This is a genomic window from Anaerolineales bacterium (assembly GCA_025808555.1).
GTDB lineage: Bacteria > Chloroflexota > Anaerolineae > Anaerolineales > UBA11579 > JAMCZK01.
The window spans coordinates 2001717-2021978 of record CP075526.1; the positions used below are offsets into that span (position 1 = coordinate 2001717).

The following is a 20262-nucleotide window of genomic DNA, read 5'->3' on the forward strand; positions in this document are numbered from 1 at the left end:
AACTACGCCAGCTCTGCTGGCGTCAGTTTCCCAACCATTGCGCCGCGGCCCGCGGCAGGGCGGCCAGGCTGCCCTTGCGCAACGTGCATTGCGGCAGCGAATCAATAAAAAGTGTGCCGTATTGCTTGGTAAGGATGCGACGGTCAAAGATGGCCACCACGCCGCGGTCGAACTGGGTGCGGATCAGGCGACCAAAGCCTTGGCGGAAGCGTAGAATGGCTTCGGGCACCTGGTACTCATAAAAGGGACTTTCAAAGGTCTCCGAGCGGGCTGCCACCAGTGGGTCGCTGGGCACATCAAAGGGCAGGCGCACGATCGCCAGCACGCTCAGCGCTTCGCCGGCAATGTCCACGCCCTCCCAGAAGGCACGCGTGCCCAGCAGCACGCCGGCCTTGCTGGTGCGGAAGTTCTCGAGCAAGGCGTGGGGCGAAGCCCCTTCGCCTTGCTCATATACCTCGATGCCGGCCTGGCGCAGCGGCCCACTGATGGCGCGTGAGGTGCGCCGCAACTGCTCGTATGAGGTGAATAGCGCCAGGGTGCGCCCGTTGGCCGCTTTGGCCAGATCGATCAGGCCGCGCTCCACGTGGGCCTGGTAGGCATGCCGCTCGGCGGGTTCGGGCATATCGTCCACTAGGTACAGCATGGCGGCGCTCTCGTAATCGAAAGGCGAACCTAGCGCCAGCTCTTCGGCTTCCTGGGCACGCAGGCGGCTCTTGATATAGCCGAACTCGCCCGCCGCGGTCAGTGTGGCCGAGGTCATCACCACGCTGGTCTTCTTGTGCCAGATGTGCTCTTCCATCAATTCGCCCACATGCAGCGGGGCCGCGTTGAGCACCACGCTCTGGCGCTGTGGGTTCATCTCCACCCAGTACACAATATCGGGCTTGGGTTCGAACACCAGTCCCTGCAACTGCTTGTTGAGCTCGCTCAGGCTGCGGTAGCTGTTGCCAATGTTGCCGGCCAGGTCTTCCAATTCCTCCACACCTTGTGCGCCCAGGTCCTTCATGCCGCGCTGGATCTGCTCGACTGTGCCCAGCAACGGTTGCAGCGCCAGTTGTGCGTCCTCCCATGCGGTTTCGACCTGCAGCCAGGCCGGCAAAGTGCGTGTGCCTTCGACGATGCGTTCCTGGTGCACATAGTCGCTGCCTTCCGGCAGGCCCTCGCGCTGCTCCATGACGAAGCGCAGGATGGCGCCGAAGACGCGCGTAAGCAAGTTCTGGAACTGGAAAGCGCGGTCAGTGGCGTCTTCCACCAGCGTCTCCAACGCGGCGCGCTGGCCGGGCTGCAGCGCCTGCTGGCTGACCACCAACAGGCGCCCCAGCTGGCCTGAGCGGCTGCCACCCAGCTCCTTTAGGGCGCGCTCCACTTCCGGCTGGGTCAGCCGGAAGCTGAGCGCGCTGGTGGTGGCCGCTTCAATGTGGTGCGCCTCATCCACGACAAGGTACTGATACTCCGGCAGCACGCGGCTGCCAGTGGCCACATCTGCCAGTAGCAGGGCGTGATTCACTACCACCAGGTCGGCGTTCTCGGCGGCCTGGTAGGCGCGGTGGAACGGACAGATACCGCCCATGCGCACCACGCAGGTCTCGCCGCCGCAATTCTCATCCGCGGCCGAGATGCGCGTCCATACCGAACGCTCGCCCGCGCCATTCAGATTTAGCTCGCCGCGGTCGCCACTTTGCGTACTCTCCAGCCACACCAGCACCTTGGCCAGCACGCGCAATTCCTCGGCGGTCTCCGGCCCGCGGCGTCGCATCGCCATCAAGCGGCGCGGGCACAAATAATTGTTGCGGCCTTTCAGCACCACTGCCTGCACTGGCTCGCCCAGCGCTTTTTGCAGGTCAGGGATGTCTTTATAGATCAGCTGATCTTGCAGGTTGATGGTGTTGGTGGAGATTACGACGCGCGTATCGTTCTGTCTGGCAAACAATGCCGCCGGCAATAGATAAGCCATCGACTTGCCGGTGCCGGTGCCAGCTTCCACCAACAGGTGGTGGCCTTCGCCCAGCGCTTCACCAACAGCGCGCAGCATCTCGACTTGCTGGCTGCGATGCTCAAAGTTCTCGAAGTCGCGTGCCAGCGCGCCGCCCGGTTGCAGTAGGGCGGTGGCTTCTTCTAGATCCAGCGGCTTGGGCTCCTCCGGCTCGCCGCTGCGCCCGCGGCCGCCTTCGCCGCGCCCGCCGGGCGTACGCTCCGGCCGGGTGAAGATGGGGCCGCGGGCCGCGAAGTTGCTGCCTGCCGGCAAGCTTTCATCACTGCGCTCACGCAGCGCGTAGCGGAAGGCCAGCTCGCCACCCCAGGCCTGGCTTTCTGCCAGGCGAGCGATCTCGGCCAGTAGCTCCAGCGGCATTTCCAGCATGCGCTCGTATAAGCGTGCATACACCGCCTGGGTCACCTTGGCGTCATCCAGGGCGCGGTGGGTGGCCGGGTGGGCCACGTTGAGCTGCTGGCCCAGGGCGCCCAGGTTATAGCGCCCGGCGCCCGGCATCATGACCGCGGCAATATCATAGGTATCGATGGAGTCGTTGTATCTAAACAGGTTGTGGCGGCGCAAAAAGCTAAGGTCAAAGGCGATCCGTTGCCCCAGAATAGGGGCTTCGCCTACGAAGCCGGCCAACGACCCGGCCACATCCCGCATGCTGGGCGCCTGGCGCACCATGTTGTCGTTGATCCCGGTCAGTTGGGTGATAAAGGGTGGGATCCGCCGCCCGGGGTTGATCAGGCTATGCCATTCACCCTCGATGCGGCTGCCGTCGAAGCGCACCGCCCCAATCTCGATGATGGCGTCGCTTTGCGGGTCTATGCCTGTGCTCTCAATGTCCAAGGCTACGATGCTAGGCATTTAGGCAGTATAACATCTGTTCTAATATGGCTTCAGGCTGTAATCTGGTCTAACCGAGTGCGATTCCTCTTGCCACCCGGCGGGTTGGTAATATAATCGGCCTTCGTGCCTGTAGCCAAGACGGGGCCATGGTGGTTCCCAGGATGCAGGCGTGGAGTTTATTGGTATGAAAGACAACACGGATAAGAAGTTGGCCGAGATCGCCCGCCAGGACGATCGCATCTCCTACAAGAAAGTCGGTCATATCCCTAAACGAGGAATTTGGCATTGGTTCTTTGGACGGCCGTTAGCTTCGGCGGATGCGCCACATCAAACCATCGGCAAGGCGGTGGGTCTGGCGGTCTTCGCGTCTGATGCGCTGTCGTCCACTGCGTACGCCACGCAGGAGATCCTGGTAATCCTTGCCCTGGCGGGCATGGGCGCGCTCAGCTTGTCTGTGCCGCTTTCCATTGCAATCGTGATCCTGCTCATCATCGTCACGATCTCGTACGAGCAGACCATTCACGCCTACCCCAATGGCGGTGGCGCGTACATCGTGGCCCGCGAGAACCTGGGCGAATACCCGGCCCTCGCCGCCGGTGCCGCGTTGCTGATGGACTACATCCTCACGGTTGCAGTGAGTATGTCATCTGGAGTGGCTCAGTTGGTTTCTGCGGTTCCAGACTTGTTGCCTTATCAGGTGCCAATTGCGGTCGGTATGGTGATGTTCATCATGCTCATCAACCTGCGCGGCGTGCGTGAGTCGGGCGTCATTTTCTCGATTCCCACGTATTTCTTTGTCGGCATGATCTTTATTACACTCGGCTTTGGCATCAGCAAGTATCTTACGGGTAGTTTACACACAGTCACCAACCCGCCGGAGATGGAACTGATCGGCCCGGCTTCAGGCCTGACGGTGTTCCTGGTGCTGCGCGCCTTTGCAAACGGCACGGCCGCGCTCACCGGCATTGAGGCCATTTCCAACGGCATCACCGCCTTCAAAGAACCGCGCAGCCATAATGCGGGTATCACCCTGATGTGGATGGCGGGTATTCTGAGTACTTTTTTTCTAGGCATCACTTTCATTAGCCACAACATTGGCGCAGTACCTTCTGAAGTGGAGACAGTCATCTCACAGATGGCACGCACGGTTTTCGAAGGGCGCAACGCCGCGTATCTGCTGGTTTTGGGCGCAACGACTACGATCTTGATTATGGCGGCCAACACGGCCTTTGCAGACTTCCCGCGGCTGGGCGCCCTGATTGCCGGTGACGGCTTTCTGCCGCGTCAGCTCAGCTTCCGTGGCAGCCGCCTGGTGTACTCACGCGGCATTGTGCTGCTGGCTCTGGTAGCTTCGGCTTTGATCGTAGTCTTCCAGGCACGTGTATCTTTGTTGATCCCGCTGTACGCGATCGGCGTGTTTCTTTCGTTCACTCTTTCGCAGTCGGGCATGGCGTTGCACTGGTGGCGCGCCAGCAAGATGAAAGGCAAGAAACCGGGCCGTGCCAAGCAGAAGCCGTTGCAGGCTCATGCGCAGCCGCTGACCTTTGATGCCAACTGGTTGCCGAAAATGATCGTGAACGGCTTCGGCGCATTGTGCACCGGCATCGTGATGATTGTGTTTGCGGTTACGAAGTTTCAGGATGGCGCCTGGCTTGTGCTGGTCTTGCTGCCCATTCTTATGGCGGCTTTTATGGCCGTGCACAGCCACTACAAAGATCTGGCTAACCGCCTGACTCTGGAAGGCTTCAAGGTGCCTGGCCCGATCAAGCGCCAGAAGGTGATCATGCCCATCTCCGGCGTGCACCGCGGCACGCTGAATGCGTTGCGCTATGCCAAATCGCTCAGCAAGGATGTGACCGTGCTGCATGTGGCGGTGGATGCCGAGGCGGGCGAGAAGGTGCTGCTGAAGTGGCAAAAATGGGCGCCGGATGACAATCTGGTGGTGCTGGGTTCGCCGTATCGTTTGCTGCTGGAGCCTATCCTGCGCTATGTCAAGAATGCCGCCGATAACCGCAAGCCTAATGAGATCGTGACAGTGGTGGTGCCGGAGTTTCTGCCGCGCGTGTGGTGGCATAGCTGGCTGCACACGCGGGCAGCCCAGCTGCTACGCATGCGCCTGCTATTCACCGACGGCGTAGTGGTGGTTGAAGTCCCCTACGTAGTTGACTGATAAAAAAGCGGAGCTTTGCTCCGCTTTTTTCTTATTGAGCGCTGGACGCAAATACTTCGGCCAGCATGCAGCGGGCGCTGCCGCCGCCGGTCTGCTCGATCACGTTGATCTGCACGGGCAACAGCTCGCCATACTTGGCGAGCTCTTGTTTTTGCTCGGCCGTGAAGGCATCGTAGGCGCTCTGTGACATCACGATCAGCCGTTCACCGGCCGTGTTCTTGACGTGCAGAATGTTGGCGGTGAACGCGTAAACCTGCGGCAGCGTAACGGCGATCAGCTCGCGGCCGTAGGAGGTCAGCTTGCTTTCCAGCAGAGTGCGCTCAGCATCGTCTTTCACAGCTTCCATGCAGCACACGGCAAAGCCCTCGCCGATGCTCAGCATGACATTGGTGTGATAGATGGGCAGGCTGTCCTTGTCATAAGCATGGAAGAACACGCCTTCGTAGCCCATTTGGTTACACCAGGCGTCAAAGGCTTCCTTGGTGGTGCGCGGTGAGGCCATGGCGAAGGCCACCTTGTGCGCCCGGTCGAGCACCAGGCTGCCGGTACCCTCCAGGATCTGCCCGCGGGCCTCCTGGGCGGAAAGATCCAGCGTTTCGCCGGCAGGGATGTGGGCGGCGGCCAGCAGGTTGGCCAGCGCCTGCGGCTGGCGCTCGGCGCGGCGGTTGGGGGTCAGCATCGGATACAGCGCCAGGGTGCCATCGGCGTGATGCGAGAACCAGTTGTTGGGGAACACCGCATCCGGCGTGACAGCATCGGCGGGTGAGGGCAGCACCAGCACATTCACGCCGCGGGCGCGCAGGGCGGCCACCATGCCGTTGAATTCGGCCAGGGCCACATCCCGCAAGGCCTCGGCGGCCTGCTGCGGCTTGTTCTGAAAGACGTTGGTCTCGGCCGTCTCTGGGTTGTAGCCGAACTGGTCAGGGCTGACCATGACCACGGTGTCGGTCAGTTGCGGGTGTATCGTCATTTCAGGATGATAGTGTGGGGCAGGGCGAATGTCAAAGCCAGCTTGTCATTTGAGGAGTGCTGAAAGTTGCATGAATATGCAACTTTCAGCCTCGAAGCAATCTGCCCGCCTTTTGTCATCCCGAACGAGGCCGTAGGCCGAGGAGGGATCCGTTATGGCCCAATTGGAGTATTGCCTTGTCGGAGGCTCACAGCCGCGCGCCTTGACAATCCTGCCCGCAGCCACTATCCTCTAGGCATGCAGAAACAAGAAGCCTGTGTGGTCTTCTTCCCGGTCCCTAGCACGGCCTTGTGCCTTCCTCACCCTGCTCTGGGATAGTACGCTGTAAGCAGCGTGCGCTGCTACGCAGCGCGTGCGTTGCTGCGCAACGCAAGTAAGTAAGAATTGATCAACCTACGCCCCGAGTTTTTCGGGGCGTTTGTGTTATTGCATAGGAGAGATTGTTATGAAAATGAGCCACATGTTCGGCACCACCATGCGCCAGGCGCCCGCTGAAGCCGAAACCAAGAGCCACCAGCTGCTGGTGCGGGCTGGCTTCATCCGCCAGTTGGGCGCCGGCATCTACTCGCTCATGCCGATGGGCAAGCGCTCCATCGACAAGATCGAGAACATCATGCGCGCCGAGATGAACGCCATCGGCGGGCAGGAGCTGTTCATGCCTGTGGTGCATCCGGCCGACCTGTGGCAGGAGACCGGGCGCTGGTACCAGATCGGCGATGAGATGAGCCGCTTCAAGGACCGCAAGGATCATGACATGGTGCTGGCCATGACCCACGAAGAAGTCGTGGCTGACCTGGCGCGCCGCGAGGTGCAATCCTACAAACAGTTGCCCATGCTGGTGTATCACATCCAGACCAAGTGGCGTGATGATCCCCGCCCGCGCGCCGGTTTGATCCGTGTGCGCGAGTTCACCATGAAGGACAGTTACAGCCTGGATGCTGACGAGGCCGGGCTGGATGTGCAATACCGTGCTCACTATCAGGCCTACTTCAACATCTTCCGCCGCGCCGGCCTGCCGGTCATCAGCGTGGGCGCGGATGTGGGCATGATGGGGGGCAGCCTGGCGCACGAATACATGTACCTGACCCCGGTGGGCGAGGATACGCTGGTGCTGTGTGACGCGTGCGGCTACCGCGCCAACCGCCAGATCGCTCGCTTCCGCAAAGAGCAGCCTGCCGCCGAAGAAGCCGCCGCACTGGAGAAGGTGGCCACGCCGGGCGTTAGCACCATCGAGTCACTGGCGAATTTCCTCAACCTGCCCAAGAGCAAGACCGCCAAAGCGGTCTTCATGACCGCCACCTTCAAGGGCGACGAAGGCGACAGCCAGAAGCTGGTCTTCGCCGTGGTGCGCGGTGACATGGAGGTCAATGAGACCAAGCTGACCAATGCCATCAAAGCCGCCGAGCTGCGCCCGGCGCACGAGGACGAGATCCGCGCCATCGGAGCCGCGCCAGGCTACGCTTCGCCGATCGGCCTGCAGGGCGCGCTCATCGTCGTCGATGACCTGGTCGAGAGTTCACCCAACCTGGTGGCAGGCGCCAACGATGAGGGGTTCCACTACCTCAACACCAATTACGGCCGTGACTACAAGGCTGATACTGTGGCCGACATTGTGGCCGTGGAAGAGGGCTTTGCTTGCGCCAACTGCGGACAGCCCGTGCGTACCTCCCGCGGCGTAGAGGTCGGTAACATCTTCAAGCTCGGCACGCGCTATTCGGCCTCGCTTGGCGCCAACTTCCTGGACGCCGAAGGCGCCGAGCGCCCGGTGGTGATGGGCTCGTATGGCATCGGCTCCGGCCGCATGCTGGCCTGCATCGCCGAGGAGCACAATGATGACAAGGGTCTGATCTGGCCCATCACCACCACGCCTTACGAGGTGCATTTGGTGAGCCTGCGCGGCGGCGAAGCGATTGCTGCCCAGCTCTATGAGGATCTGCGCGCCGCTGGCCTGGATGTGCTGTTCGACGATCGTGACGAATCGCCCGGCGTTAAGTTCAATGATGCCGACCTCATCGGTTTGCCCATTCGCCTCACTGTCAGCGAGCGCTCGCTGCAGGCGGGCGGCGTGGAGTTCAAGCTGCGCCGTGAGGCTGACCGCAGCATCGTGCCGCAGGCCGAGGCCGTGCGCGCCACGGTGGATGCAGTCGGCACACTGCTCGCCGAGATTGACGCGAGCATCACCGACGTGCCCTTCGAGGACTAAGTGGCCAGGCATACTGCGCCAGTAGCCCTGGCGCTTGGGGGTGGAGGCACCAAGGGCATTGCCCACCTGGGCGTCTTGCGCGCCATGGAGCGGCTGGGCCTGCGCGTGGAGGCCATTGCCGGCACCAGCATTGGCGGCCTGGTCGGCGCAGTGTACGCCACCGGCCGCCCACTGGAGCAAGTGATCGCCCGCGTGGCCAGCATGACGCAGAGTGGCCTGTTTCGCCGCGGTAAGGAGATCGACAATGCCTTGCTCGGCCTGGAGGGCGTGGCCGAAGTCCTGCTGGACTTGGTTGGCGAGAAATACTTTGAAGAGCTGCCCATCCCGCTGGCAGTCACGGCCGTAGACCTCAATACTGGGCAGGAGATCGTGCTGAACAGCGGCCGCGTACTGGATGCAGTGCTGGCCACGATCGCGCTGCCCGGCATCTTCCCGCCGCGCGTCATCGGCGAGCACACGCTCATCGATGGCGGTGTCAGCAACCCCGTGCCGGTCAGCGTGGCCCGCCGCCTGCGCCCCGGCTTGCCTGTGGTCGCTTCGGTGCTGTCCGCTCCGCCTATGGCGGAGAAGCCGCTGCCGGTCACCAACCTGCTGCCGCCCATGCCGGTGCTCGAACGCCTCTCGCAGTTCCGCCTGGCGCGGGCGCTGACCGTGTTCACCCAGGCCATGAGCATCAATGGACGTGTGCTGACCGAGATGCGCTTGGATATCGAGAAGCCGGATGTTGTGCTGCGCCCGGATGTTGACCATATTGGCCTGCTGGACCCGATCGACCTAGAAGACTTCCTTGCCCGCGGCGAGCAGGCTGCCGCTGATCTGAAGCTAGGCTGGGGTCTGCGCGCCCGTTCACGGGTGCGCGCCTGGCTGGCTGGAGACCGCGCATGAAGCAGATCGCCTTGGCATTGGGTGGGGGTGGGGCGCGCGGCGGTGCGCACATTGGCGTGCTACGCGCCCTGGAGCGCGAGGGCGTACACGTTGCCGCGCTGGCCGGCACCAGTATAGGCGCCCTGGTGGGCGCACTGTACCTGGCCGGCCAAAGCCCGGATGAGATCGCCGTAGCCTCAGCCGCCATGGAGCACGGGCGCCTGTTCCGCCGCGGCCGCGGCGAGCAGGCGGATGGCTTCCGTGGCCTGGCGGGCATGCAAACCTTCCTCGAGGGCATGCTGGGTGAGCGCACCATTGAAGAGTTGCGCGCCCCGTATGCTGCCACCGCGGTTGACCTCAATACCGGCGCGGCAGTGGTGCTGCGCACTGGCCGCGTGGTGGATGCCGTGCTGGCCGCCATTGCCTTCCCAGGCGTGTTCCCTTCCCGCAAGTTGGGCGAATGGGCGCTGATAGATGGCGCCATCAGCACGCCGCTTCCGATCGCGCTGGCGCGCAGCTTGGCCACCCCTGCGGGTAGCCTGCCAGTGGTGGCCGTCTCGCTGTCCGGCCGGCCGCTGAACGCCGGCCAGCCCATCTCCGGCAACAGCGACCTGACCGGTCTCGGTGGCCTGCGCACCCTGCGCCGCTTGCGCTGGGTGCGTGCTCTGGCAAACTTCAGCCGCGCCTTTGGCATTACGCGTAAGAACCTGGAAGACGCCCGCATCCAATTAGAGCAGCCTGATCTGGTGCTGTACCCGGCCGTGCGCGGCATCTCGCTACTCGACCGCGCCGATGTGCACGAACTGGCGCGCCGCGGCGAAGCCGCCGTGGCCGAAGCGCTGACCCAACTCCACGCTTTGTTCGAGGACTAAATGCTCGCAGACTTGCAAGACGTGAACATTGACGGCTGGACTCTCAAGGTGCGCCAGCCCACAGGAGAGGGGCCGCACCCCGTCATCCTGCTCATCCACGGCTGGACCGGTGACGAGCACTCCATGTGGGTGTTCGCCCCGCGCCTGCCCAAGAACGCCCTGCTCATCGCGCCACGCGCGCCGTATCCTTCAAACCATCCTGAGATCGCCGGCTACAGCTGGGTGCAGGAACGCGCCGATGGCTTCAGCTCGCTGGAGTTATTTGCTCCGGCCGTGACTGCCTTCGAAGGCCTGCTTGCGGCGCTGCCAGCCCACTTTCCCCAGGGTGACTTTGCCCGCTTTGGTATGGCTGGCTTCAGCCAAGGCTCTGCATTCAGCGTGGCGTACGCCACACAGAATGCTGCACGCGTAGAGCGGCTGGCCATGTTAGCCGGCTTCCTGCCGGAAGCCAGCGAGGCAACCCTGCCCGCGTTCAGCGGCCTGCCGGTCTTCATCGCCCACGGCACGCAAGATCAGACTGTGCCGGTAGAACGCGCCCACGCCGCCCGCCAGCAGTTGGCGGCCGCCGGGGCGCAGGTGCGCTACTGCGAGTCTGAGGTGGGGCACAAACTGGGGGCGAATTGTGTGGCGGAACTGGCTGATTTCTTTACATAGCCAGAAAGTTGGCTGGGGTAGGGGATGAGACGAAAGCAAATACGAATTCCAGATTTTGATTACAGCTCTCCAGGTGCATATTTCATCACCGTTTGTGTACAGGATCGGCGCAACTTACTAAGTCAGATACTTGATGCTGAAATTAGTCTCAAGCCACCTGGGAATGTTGTTTTACAAACTTGGATGTCGCTACCTGTGCATTATCCATATGTAGAAGTTGATGAATTTGTAGTTATGCCAAATCATATTCATGGGTTAGTGTGGATTCGAGACATGCAAGTTAACCGTGTTGATGTAGGGGCGGGTTTCAAACCCGCCCCTACGCGCCACGGCTTAAGCGAAATTGCTCGAGGGTTCAAAACCTTCTCTTCCCGAAAGATTAATGAGCTTCCCACCCAGGATTCAAAATTTGCCTGGCAGCGCGGTTTCTATGAACATGTGATCCGCGACGAAAAAGACCTCTATGATCACCGCCTCTATATTCAAGAGAATCCGGTAAAGTGGCAAAACGATGAGTACTATGGCTAACAGTATGTGTTTACCCGTGGACAATTAACGCGGCTGTATAATCATCCCCATGACAGACGCCGCGCTCAAAGCCCAACTTGAAGAGCTGCGCACAAGCCTCAACGAGCACAACTATCGCTATCACGTGCTCGACCAGCCCTCCATCTCAGACGCTGAATACGATAAGCTGCTCAATCAGCTGCGCACCATCGAGACCGAGCATCCCGAGTGGATCACGCCTGATTCGCCCACCCAGCGCGCCGGCGCGGAGCCGTCCCCCAAATTTGCCAAAGTAGCCCACCCGGCGCCCATCCTCAGCCTCGGTAACGCCTTTGACGAGGCCGACCTGCGCGCCTGGGTCGAGCGCATCAGCCGCCTGGATGAGCGCGTGCGCAAAGCCAGCTTTGTGGCCGAACCCAAGCTTGATGGCCTCAGCGTGGTCCTGCACTATAAAGATGGCCTCTTCGTCCAAGGCGCCACGCGTGGCAATGGCGATGTAGGCGAGGATGTGACCGCCAACTTGCGCACCCTGCGCAAGCTGCCGCTGCGCATCCCGGCTGCGGCCGGCGGCCCCAAGCCGCCCGCTGACCTGTTCGTGCGCGGCGAAGTCTTTTTCTTCAAAAAAGACTTTGAGGCACTCAACAAGCGCCAATCCGAGAGCGGCGAGCGCATCTACCAGACCGCCCGCAACACGGCCGCCGGCACCCTGCGCCAGCTCGACCCGAGCATCACCGCCTCGCGCGCCCTTACGTTCTACGTCTACAACATCATCGCCGCCGAAGGCAAGCTGCCTACGACCCAGTGGGAAACTTTGCAATATCTGCAGGACCTCGGCTTCCCCACTGCGCCCGAATCGGTGCTGTGCAAAGACCTCGAAGACGTGGTGGCCGCCTACAAGCAGTGGGAAGCCGGCCGCGATGCGCTGCCCTATGAAGTCGACGGCATGGTGGTCAAGCTCAATGACCTCGCCCTATACAACGACCTCGGCGTGGTGGGCAAAGACCCGCGCGGCTCGATCGCTTATAAGTTTCCCGCGCTCGAAGTCACCACCCAGCTGCTCGATATCGGCGTCAATGTGGGACGTACCGGTGTCCTCACCCCGTACGCCATGCTGGAGCCGGTCGAGATCGGCGGCGTCATCGTCAAACAGGCAACCTTGCACAACTTTGACTTCATTGCTGAGAAGGACATTCGCGTCGGCGACCGCGTGCTGGTCAAGCGCGCCGGCGATGTGATTCCTTATGTCATCGGCCCGGTGCTCTCCGAGCGCAAGAAAAGCGCCAGGAAATATAAACCACCCAAGGTCTGCCCTGTGTGCGGTGAGCCGGTCGAAACGGTTGAAGACGAAGTGGCCTGGTATTGCGTCAATGCGGCCTGCCCGGAGCAGATCATACGCAATGTGGAGCACTTTGTAGCGGTGCTGGATGTGGTGGGTATGGGTGAGAAGATCGTCGCCCAGCTCAACGCAGCCGGCCTGGTCAAAGACGTGGCCGACCTGTTCTCGCTGAGCCGTGAAGACCTGCTCAGCCTGGAAGGCTTTGCCGACAAGAAGGCCGATAATCTCATCGCCTCCATCGAGGCCGCCCGTACCCGCTCGCTGCATTTGCTCATCCTCGCCCTTGGCATCCGCGGGGTGGGCTGGGTGATGGCCGGCGCGCTGGCCGCCAAGTACCGCGACCTGGACGAGCTGGCAAAAGCCAGCACGCAGGACATTGACGATATCGAGGGCATCGGCCCCAGCATTGCCGAAGCCATTACGGACTGGTTTGCCCAGTCCAGCAATCAGGCTGTGCTCAAGAAGCTCAAGAAGGCCGGCGTGTGGCCGCGCAGCGAGCCGCGCAAGGCGCCCAGTGGGCCGCAACCCTTTGCCGGGCTCACTTTCGTGGTCACCGGCACGCTGCCCACCTTCAGTCGCAAGGACGCCCAGAATTTTATTGAAGAGCGTGGCGGTAAGGTGGCCGGCTCCGTTAGCAAGAAGACCAGTTACCTGGTCGTGGGTGAAGATGCCGGCTCTAAGCTGGATAAAGCGCGCGAGCTAGGCGTGCCCACCCTGGATGAAGATGCACTCAAGCAGTTGGCCGAGAAATAGGAGAACTATGAACTTTCCATTGACCCTGTCATTCAAGATTTTGGCAATTGCTACCCAGATCCATGTGCAGGACGCCGGCGGCAGTACGCTGGCCTACATGAAGCAGAAACTTCTGAAACTGCGCGAGGATATTGACGTATTTGCCGACCAAAGCCAGTCGCAGCTGCTCTACAATATCAAGGCTGACCGCGTAATTGACTTCTCCGCCCGCTATAACTTCACCGATGCCAGCGGCAAGACCATCGGCTCGATCAAGCGCAAGGGGATGCGCTCACTGTGGAAGGCCAATTACGAGGTGGCGGATGCCTCCGGTAGCCAGGTCATGACCATTAACGAGGAGAACGGCTGGGTCAAGATCTGGGATTCGCTCTTTGGTGAGATCCCTGTGATCGGCATGCTGAGCGGCTATATCTTTCATCCGGCGTATCTGGTGACCAATGCCCAGGGCCAGCAGGTGGCCCGCCTGGTGAAGCAGCCGGCCTTCTTTGAAGGCAAGTTTGAGCTCACTCCGCGCGATGCGCTGCGTCCTCAGGATGAGACTCTGGTGCTGCTGAGCCTCCTCACCATGACGCTGTTGGAGCGCTCACGCGGCTAAAAACCTGCCGCGAGCGGGCGTTTTTGCCTGCGTTGACAGCACCCAAGGGGTGAGCTACACTGACCCTTCGCAAAGGAACACGAATGACATCTCCACGCATCGAAGACGCAATAAGCAAGCGCATTGACGCCATGTCGGAGCGCATCCGTCTCCTCCAGGAGGCGGGTCTGTATTACTACAACCAGCCTATCACTGAAATGATGGATGAATCCAAGGTGCTGGTGCGCGGCCGCGTCATGCAAATGTTCGCCTCGTACAGTTACCTGGGCCTCATCGGCCACCCGCGCATCAACGAGGCCGCCAAGGCCGCCATTGACCGCTACGGCACCGGCACGCACGGTGTGCGCACCCTGGCCGGCACGCTGGATATCCACAACGAGCTCGAAGAGACGATCTCCAGCTTCAAGAACGCCGAAGCCGCCATCACCTACACCTCCGGCTATGCCACCAACCTAACCGTGGTGTCCACGCTGCTGGGCCGCCACGACTATGTGTTCTCCGACCGCCTGAACCATGCCAGCATCGTAGACGGCTGCATGATGTCCGGCGCCAAGTTCGTTCGCTTCAAGCATCGTGATATCAATGACCTTGAGAAAGCGCTGGAAGAGGCGCCGGCCTCTGCCGCCAAGCTGATCATTGCCGACTCCGTCTTCAGCATGGATGGTGACATCATTGACCTGCCGCGCTTGGTTGAGGCGGCTCGCAAGCACCATGCCTGGCTGATGATCGACGAGGCCCACTCCATCGGTGTGCTGGGCAAGACCGGCCGCGGCATTGAAGAGCACTTTGGCATGGAAGACGTCATCGACATCAAGATGGGCACCCTCAGCAAGACCATCCCCTCGGTGGGCGGGTATGTGGCCGGCCGCGCCGATATGATCAACTTCCTGCGCCACACCAGCCGCGCCTACATCTTCTCGGCGGCCTTGCCGCCGGCCCAGGCGGCCGCCGCCAACGAGGCTTTCAAGGTGATCCTGGATGAGCCCTGGCGTATTGAGAAGCTGACCGCCAACGGTACCCAGTTCATCAAAGGCTTGCAGAGCCGCGGATTTGACACGATGGACACCGAAACCGCCATCGTGCCGGTGCTGTGCAAGGACGATGACCTGGCCTATGCGCTGACACGCGATGTACAGGAGCGCGATATCTTCGTGCTGCCGGTGGTTTCCCCGGCGGTGGAGCAGGGCAAGGCCCGCCTGCGCGCCACCGTCACCACTGCCCACAAGACTGAGGATATCGAGCGCGCTATGGACATCATTGCCGAAGAAGGCAAAAAGCTCGGCATTTTGAAGTAGAATAAGTGTTCGCCTAATCCATAAGCCGTTGCGAAGCAACGGCTTTTTTATTCGTGGGAAACGAGAATGAAGAAAGCACAAAAACAGAAAACCTTTTATTCACTGTTGGGCAATAACCTGATCGCCTCGATCACCAACAGCACCGTATGGTTCGCCATAATTTTCTACGCCTACCTGGAAACGCAATCCGTGTTGGTCACATCCATCATGGGCGGCTTGTACCTGGTGCTGGTGGCTGTGTCTGGCTTCTGGCTTGGTTCGCTGGTCGATCACAACAAAAAGAAGACCATGATGCAGGTTTCCAGCGCCGTTTCGTTCGTCATGTTCCTCATCTGCTTTGTGGTCTACCAGACTGCCGCGCCGGGCGAATTTACCCAGCCGGACAGCGTGCGCCTGTGGACGCTGGCTGTCCTGGTGCTGTTCGGCATGATCGCCGGCAACCTGCGCTCCATCGCCATGCCTACCCTGGTGACGCTGCTGTTCGCCGCCAAAGAGCGCGAGCGCGCCAACGGGCTGGTGGGTACGGTGTTCGGCGTGTCGTTCCTCACCACCTCGGTCATTAGTGGCTTGCTGGTGGGGCAGGCCGGCATGGCCTGGGTGTTTGGCCTGGCCATGGTGATGACCCTGCTGGCCATTGCGCACCTGTGGACCATTCCGGTGCCCGAGACCAAGATCGCCCATGTGGAGGGCGGCGCGCCCAAGTCGGTTGACCTGCGCGGCACCTACAAACTCGTCGCCGCCATCCCGGGCCTGACTGCGCTCATTCTTTTCACCACCTTCAACAACCTGCTGGGCGGCGTGTTCATGTCACTGATGGATGCTTACGGCCTCTCGATGATGTCGGTCGAGGCCTGGGGCTTCCTGTGGGGCATCGTCAGCACTGGTTTCATCATCGGCGGTTTACTCATCGCCCGCTTTGGCCTGGGCGGCAAGCCGCTGCGTGCCTTGTTCGGCGCTAACCTGGTGATATGGTTCATCTCCTCTATCTTCACCATCCAGCCTTCCATCGTGCTGATGACGGTGGGCTTGCTCATCTACCTGACGGTGGTGCCCTTTATTGAGGCGGCTGAGCACACCATTATCCAGCGCGTCGTGCCGCCAACCCGCCAGGGCCGCGTGTTCGGCTTCGCCCAAAGTGTGGAGCTGGCCGCCGCGCCGCTGACCTCCTTCCTCATCGGCCCCATCGCCCAGTTCTACTTCATCCCGTTCATGACCGATGGAGCGGGGGTGGAGCTGATCGGCAGCTGGTTCGGCACCGGCCCGGCCCGCGGTATGGCCCTGGTATTCACGATCACCGGCATCATTGGCTTCTTTGTCACTTTGATTGCCATGCGCACCAGGCCCTACCAGCAGCTGGCCAAGCGTTACACCAAAGGCGAGAAGGCACAAGCCGCCTAGATCCCGCCCGTCATTGCGAGGGATGCTCGAAGTTGTCTATAGGAAACTTCGAGCATCCCTTGCAGTTTGCTTTCCTTATGCCTTATGGTTAACTTGCTCTGATGCCGATCCCTAAACTCATCCTTGCTCTTGGCCGCGAGCGCTCGCTGGAGCGCAGGCACCCCTGGGTCTTTGCCAGCGCCATCATTCGCGTTGATGGCGCGCCCCAACCTGGCGATACAGTTGACGTTGTATCCGCGCACGGCCAGTTTCTGGCCCGTGCTGCGTATAGCCACCTCTCGCAAATTCGCGCCCGGGTTTGGTCCTGGAGCCAGGATGAAGAGATTGACGCCGCCTTCCTGCGCCGCCGGCTGGCAGCCGCCATTGGTTCGCGGCGTGCCCTGAACCTGCCCAGCAACGGCATGCGTTTAGTCCACGCTGAGTCGGACGGCCTGCCCGGCATCGTGGTTGACCAATATGGCGGCGCTCTCGTGCTGCAGTGCCTCAACTGGGGCGCCGAGCGCTGGCGCGAGCAGATCGCTGACGCACTGATGGAGCTGTGCCAGCCCGTCGTCATCTTCGAGCGCTCGGACGCGGATGTCCGCGAGCTGGAAGGTCTGCCGCCCCGCGTGGGCGTTCTGCGCGGCACGCTGCCCGCCGCGCCGCTGCTGGTGCGCGAAGCCAATCTCGATTTTGAAGTCGATCTGGGCGGCGGGCACAAGACCGGCTTTTATCTTGACCAGCGCAGCAACCGTATCCTGGCCGGTAGCCTGGCAGCCGGCCGCCAGGTGCTGGATTGTTTTTCCTACACTGGCGGCTTCGCCACCCACATGCTGCACGGCGGGGCCGCCCACGTCACGCTGGTAGACGACTCCGCCGCTGCCCTCGAGTTGGCGGCCCGCAACCTGGAACGCAACCAGCTGCCCGCTGACCGGGCGGAGTTCATTGATGGGGATGCTTTCCAGGTGCTACGCCGCTTCCGCGATTCGGCCCGCCAGTTCGACCTGGTGGTGCTCGACCCGCCCAAGTTCGCCCCCACGCGGGCCACCGCCGAACGGGCGGCGCGCGGCTACAAAGACATCAACCTGCTGGCGCTCAAGCTGCTGCGGCCCGGCGGCCATTTGCTCACTTTCTCGTGCTCGGGTGGGGTGGATGCAGCCCTGTTCCAGAAGATCGTTGCGGGCGCGGCGCTGGATGCCGGCATTGAGGCGCGCATCATTGGCCGCCTGAGCCAAGGCGCGGATCATCCGGTGGCGCTCAACTTCCCCGAGGGTGAGTATCTCAAGGGTCTTGTAATAGAAAAAAGCGCTGGGTGATCCCAGCGCTTTTTTTTTGTACGTCTTTTCAAATTTAGGCTGATGCGCCGCTGTAGTTCTTCAAACCCCACAGCCATAGGCGGCGGGTGATGAACAGCGCCACCAGCGTGAATACGAATGTTCCGGCCAGCAGTTCAGGCGTCAGGCGACCGGTCAATGCTTCGGCTGGCACCGTGACGGCGAACGCCACCGGGATGAGGTAGGTCAACCCCAGGCGCAGCCAGTCCGGATAGATCCCCACCGGCCAGCGCCCGGCCTGGAAGATGCTTTGCATCATCTCCATCAGCTCCCATACGCGCACGAACCAGAACGAGAGGATCGAAGCCAACAGCAGTACGCAGTAGAGCAGGATCATGCCCATCAGCAAGGTGGCGGCGAAGGCGAACGCCAGCCACCAGCTGGCTTCCAGGCCCATGCGTCCGATGGCCACGCCCAACACAATGATGCCCAGCAGCACATCCACCAGCCGCCAGATGGCGACGACGCGTACGCTGATCAGCACCTGCGAGTCCTCGGGCTTGGTGAGCGTGAAGTCAAGGCGGCCTTCGCGCACATCTTCCATGAAGGCCCACATGTTGGGCAGCACCAGGCTGCCGATCAACCCGCTCATCAGCACGAACACGCCATACACCGCCAGCAGCTCGGGTTGCGACCAGCCGCCCAGGTTATCTGTGTAGCTGTAGACTACATTGAGCACGATCAGGCCTGTACCCAAAGACAGGCTGGACTGCAGCACCTGCATAAAGAAGTTGGCGCGGTATTGCACCTCATTCAGTATGCTGATGCGGGCAAACAACCCGAAGAGTTTTAGAGGTCTAAGCATTTTTAGCTCCCAACCGCCGTGAAGCGCTTCACGGCCAGTTTCCATATCAGGCGCACCAGTGTATAGCCGCCTGCGATCCAGGCCAGCTGGGCAAGCACGCCCGGCCAGAATTCGGGCAGGTCAACCCGCCCCAGCAACACCTCAATGGGAAAGTAAAAGGTCCACTGGAAGGGCAGAAAGTTGGCCACATTCTGCGCCCAGGCTGGCATTACTTCCAGCGGCACCAGGCGGCCCGAGAACAGCAACTCAGCCGCAAAGTACAGCTCGAACAACGCATCCACGCGCTCGGTCCAGAAACACACCAGGCCAAGCAGCCACATGAAAAAGAAGCGCACAAAGAACGCCAGCATCAGCACCGCGGGGAAGGCGGCGATCTGCCACAGTTCCGGGTTTATCTCGGGCTTGAACAACAGCCACAGCAAGATGCCCATCGGCAGCCAGTAGATGGTCTGCGGGATCTTGTATCCCAGGTAATAGCCCAGGTCGGGCAGCAGCGGGTGCACCGGGCGCAGTAGCTCGGCCGCCAGGCGGCCTTCCTTGATGCGCCAGTGGAACCCCTGCGGGCCGATGGCCAGGTTGAACTGGCGCACCAGGGTCCAGATGATGTAGTACCCGGCAAACTGGGCCGCGGTGTAGCCGCCGATGGCGCCGCCCTGCGAATTGGCTACCGAGCTCCACACCACCAGGTAGATCACCGGCTCGATGAGGATGTGCACCATGAACATCATGTTGGCGGCGGGGTATTGCAGTTGCTCGATTACGGCTTGCCGCGCTGCTACCGCGTACATCTGTAGATAGTTGCGCAGGCCGTAGCGTTGCGCCCGCTGCGGTTGTATCGGAGTTGCTATTTCACTCATTCCTTATGCTCCTACTGCAGTAAAGCGTCTTACGGCTCTGACCCAGACCAGGCGGATCCCAACATAGGCCGCCAGGATCCAGGCCACTTGAGCCAGGACGCCCATCCAAAATTCACTCATCGTCACCCGGCCCAGCAGCAGCTCGATCGGGAAGTAAAAAGTCCACTGAAAGGGTAGGTAGCCTGCCACCTTTTGCGCCCACACCGGCATGATCTCCAGCGGCACCAGCCGGCCGGAGAAAAGCAGCTCGGCGGCGAAGTACAGCTCGATCAGCGAGTCGATGCGCTCGGTCCAAAAGCAGATCAGGCCCACCAGCCACATCACAAAGAAGCGCACATACGCCGCCAGTATCAGCACGATGGGGAAGCTTAGCAGCTGCCAGCCCTGCGGGTTGACCTCGGGCTTGAACATCAGCCACAGGATCACCCCGATCGGGATCCAGTACACCACCTGCATGACCTTGAAGCCCAGGTTCCATCCCAGGTCAATGTCGATCGGGTGGATCGGGCGCAGCAGCTCGCCGGCCAGGCTTCCGTTCTTGATGCGCCAGTTGAAGCTGTCTGGCCCCACGGCCAGGTTGAACTGGCGCACAAAGGTCCAGATGATGTAGTAGCCGGCGAACTGCCCGGCGGTATAGCCGCCCACGGCGCCGCCTTGCGCCGCCGTGGCAGAACTCCACACCACCAGATAGATGATCGGCTCGATGAGCACATTCACCATGAACATCAGGCTGGCGAGCGGGTACTGCAGCCGTTCCAGCATGGCAATGCGCGCCCCAACAGCATACACCTGCAGGGTCGCTTTCACGCGTTGTGCAAATCCTTGCACGCGGTGCATCTTGTTTTT

The 20262-nt window shown here is 61.3% G+C and carries 16 protein-coding genes; 11 read left to right on the top strand and 5 right to left on the bottom strand.

Annotation, left to right across the window (positions count from 1 at the left end; genetic code table 11):
* Positions 1–22: 22 nt before the first annotated feature.
* Entirely contained in the window at positions 23–2842 is a 2820-nt protein-coding gene (locus tag KIT08_10010; protein ID UYN89419.1) for a hypothetical protein, read from the bottom strand.
* Between the two features lie 166 nt (positions 2843–3008).
* Between KIT08_10010 and KIT08_10015 the strand changes: the two genes are divergently transcribed.
* Positions 3009–4994 carry an APC family permease gene (locus KIT08_10015; protein ID UYN89420.1) on the top strand — a complete coding sequence of 662 codons (1986 nt, stop codon included), beginning with the start codon at positions 3009–3011 and terminating at the stop codon, positions 4992–4994.
* 31 nt (positions 4995–5025) lie between these two features.
* Here KIT08_10015 and KIT08_10020 read toward each other — a convergent pair whose 3' ends face one another.
* Entirely contained in the window at positions 5026–5964 is a 939-nt protein-coding gene (locus KIT08_10020) for a hypothetical protein (GenBank protein ID UYN89421.1), read from the bottom strand.
* Positions 5965–6409: 445 nt separating this feature from the next.
* Here KIT08_10020 and KIT08_10025 point away from each other — a divergent pair, with 445 nt between their 5' ends.
* The 10 genes from KIT08_10025 (at position 6410) to KIT08_10070 (ending at position 17736) form a co-directional block, all read left to right on the top strand.
* Complete coding sequence (locus tag KIT08_10025; protein UYN89422.1) at positions 6410–8167, top strand: proline--tRNA ligase; 1758 nt, start codon at positions 6410–6412, stop codon at positions 8165–8167.
* Positions 8168–9052: a patatin-like phospholipase family protein gene (locus tag KIT08_10030; GenBank protein ID UYN89423.1), complete on the top strand. Its 885-nt coding sequence runs from the start codon at positions 8168–8170 to the stop codon at positions 9050–9052. It begins immediately after the preceding gene.
* Positions 9049–9903 carry a patatin-like phospholipase family protein gene (locus KIT08_10035; protein UYN89424.1) on the top strand — a complete coding sequence of 285 codons (855 nt, stop codon included), beginning with the start codon at positions 9049–9051 and terminating at the stop codon, positions 9901–9903. Before KIT08_10030 ends, KIT08_10035 begins: the two co-directional genes overlap by 4 nt.
* Complete coding sequence (locus KIT08_10040) at positions 9904–10557, top strand: dienelactone hydrolase family protein (protein ID UYN89425.1); 654 nt, start codon at positions 9904–9906, stop codon at positions 10555–10557.
* A gap of 24 nt (positions 10558–10581) precedes the next feature.
* Positions 10582–11085, top strand: a complete 504-nt coding sequence (locus tag KIT08_10045) for a transposase (GenBank protein ID UYN89426.1) — start codon at positions 10582–10584, stop codon at positions 11083–11085.
* 49 nt (positions 11086–11134) lie between these two features.
* Positions 11135–13153: an NAD-dependent DNA ligase LigA gene (gene ligA, locus KIT08_10050; protein UYN89427.1), complete on the top strand. Its 2019-nt coding sequence runs from the start codon at positions 11135–11137 to the stop codon at positions 13151–13153.
* 7 nt (positions 13154–13160) lie between these two features.
* A complete protein-coding gene (locus tag KIT08_10055; GenBank protein UYN89428.1) occupies positions 13161–13748 on the top strand; it encodes a hypothetical protein in 588 nt (195 codons plus the stop codon).
* Positions 13749–13831: 83 nt separating this feature from the next.
* Positions 13832–15043 carry an aminotransferase class I/II-fold pyridoxal phosphate-dependent enzyme gene (locus KIT08_10060; GenBank protein UYN89429.1) on the top strand — a complete coding sequence of 404 codons (1212 nt, stop codon included), beginning with the start codon at positions 13832–13834 and terminating at the stop codon, positions 15041–15043.
* 66 nt (positions 15044–15109) lie between these two features.
* Complete coding sequence (locus KIT08_10065) at positions 15110–16441, top strand: MFS transporter (GenBank protein ID UYN89430.1); 1332 nt, start codon at positions 15110–15112, stop codon at positions 16439–16441.
* A gap of 101 nt (positions 16442–16542) precedes the next feature.
* Positions 16543–17736 carry a class I SAM-dependent methyltransferase gene (locus KIT08_10070; protein ID UYN89431.1) on the top strand — a complete coding sequence of 398 codons (1194 nt, stop codon included), beginning with the start codon at positions 16543–16545 and terminating at the stop codon, positions 17734–17736.
* 34 nt (positions 17737–17770) lie between these two features.
* On the opposite strand, the gene KIT08_10075 is transcribed toward KIT08_10070, so the two are convergent.
* The 3 genes from KIT08_10075 to KIT08_10085 are packed head-to-tail and all read right to left on the bottom strand — an operon-like array spanning position 17771 to position 20223.
* A complete protein-coding gene (locus tag KIT08_10075) occupies positions 17771–18559 on the bottom strand; it encodes an ABC-2 family transporter protein (protein ID UYN89432.1) in 789 nt (262 codons plus the stop codon).
* A 2-nt stretch (positions 18560–18561) separates the two neighbouring features.
* Positions 18562–19416, bottom strand: a complete 855-nt coding sequence (locus KIT08_10080) for an ABC-2 family transporter protein (protein UYN89433.1) — start codon at positions 19414–19416, stop codon at positions 18562–18564.
* 3 nt (positions 19417–19419) lie between these two features.
* The gene (locus KIT08_10085; GenBank protein UYN89434.1) at positions 19420–20223 is read right to left on the bottom strand and encodes an ABC-2 family transporter protein; all 804 of its coding nucleotides are present in this window, start codon (positions 20221–20223) and stop codon (positions 19420–19422) included.
* Between the last annotated feature and the right edge of the window lie 39 nt (positions 20224–20262).

Excerpts from the sequence above, each read along its gene's own strand:
- KIT08_10010 (UYN89419.1), bottom strand. The coding sequence starts at position 2,842 with ATGCCTAGCATCGTAGCCTTGGACATTGAGAGCACAGGCATAGACCCG.
- KIT08_10015 (UYN89420.1), top strand. The coding sequence starts at position 3,009 with ATGAAAGACAACACGGATAAGAAGTTGGCCGAGATCGCCCGCCAGGAC.
- KIT08_10020 (UYN89421.1), bottom strand. The coding sequence starts at position 5,964 with ATGACGATACACCCGCAACTGACCGACACCGTGGTCATGGTCAGCCCT.
- KIT08_10025 (UYN89422.1), top strand. The coding sequence starts at position 6,410 with ATGAAAATGAGCCACATGTTCGGCACCACCATGCGCCAGGCGCCCGCT.
- KIT08_10035 (UYN89424.1), top strand. The coding sequence starts at position 9,049 with ATGAAGCAGATCGCCTTGGCATTGGGTGGGGGTGGGGCGCGCGGCGGT.
- KIT08_10040 (UYN89425.1), top strand. The coding sequence starts at position 9,904 with ATGCTCGCAGACTTGCAAGACGTGAACATTGACGGCTGGACTCTCAAG.
- KIT08_10045 (UYN89426.1), top strand. The coding sequence starts at position 10,582 with ATGAGACGAAAGCAAATACGAATTCCAGATTTTGATTACAGCTCTCCA.
- ligA (UYN89427.1), top strand. The coding sequence starts at position 11,135 with ATGACAGACGCCGCGCTCAAAGCCCAACTTGAAGAGCTGCGCACAAGC.
- KIT08_10055 (UYN89428.1), top strand. The coding sequence starts at position 13,161 with ATGAACTTTCCATTGACCCTGTCATTCAAGATTTTGGCAATTGCTACC.
- KIT08_10060 (UYN89429.1), top strand. The coding sequence starts at position 13,832 with ATGACATCTCCACGCATCGAAGACGCAATAAGCAAGCGCATTGACGCC.
- KIT08_10065 (UYN89430.1), top strand. The coding sequence starts at position 15,110 with ATGAAGAAAGCACAAAAACAGAAAACCTTTTATTCACTGTTGGGCAAT.
- KIT08_10070 (UYN89431.1), top strand. The coding sequence starts at position 16,543 with ATGCCGATCCCTAAACTCATCCTTGCTCTTGGCCGCGAGCGCTCGCTG.
- KIT08_10075 (UYN89432.1), bottom strand. The coding sequence starts at position 18,559 with ATGCTTAGACCTCTAAAACTCTTCGGGTTGTTTGCCCGCATCAGCATA.
- KIT08_10080 (UYN89433.1), bottom strand. The coding sequence starts at position 19,416 with ATGAGTGAAATAGCAACTCCGATACAACCGCAGCGGGCGCAACGCTAC.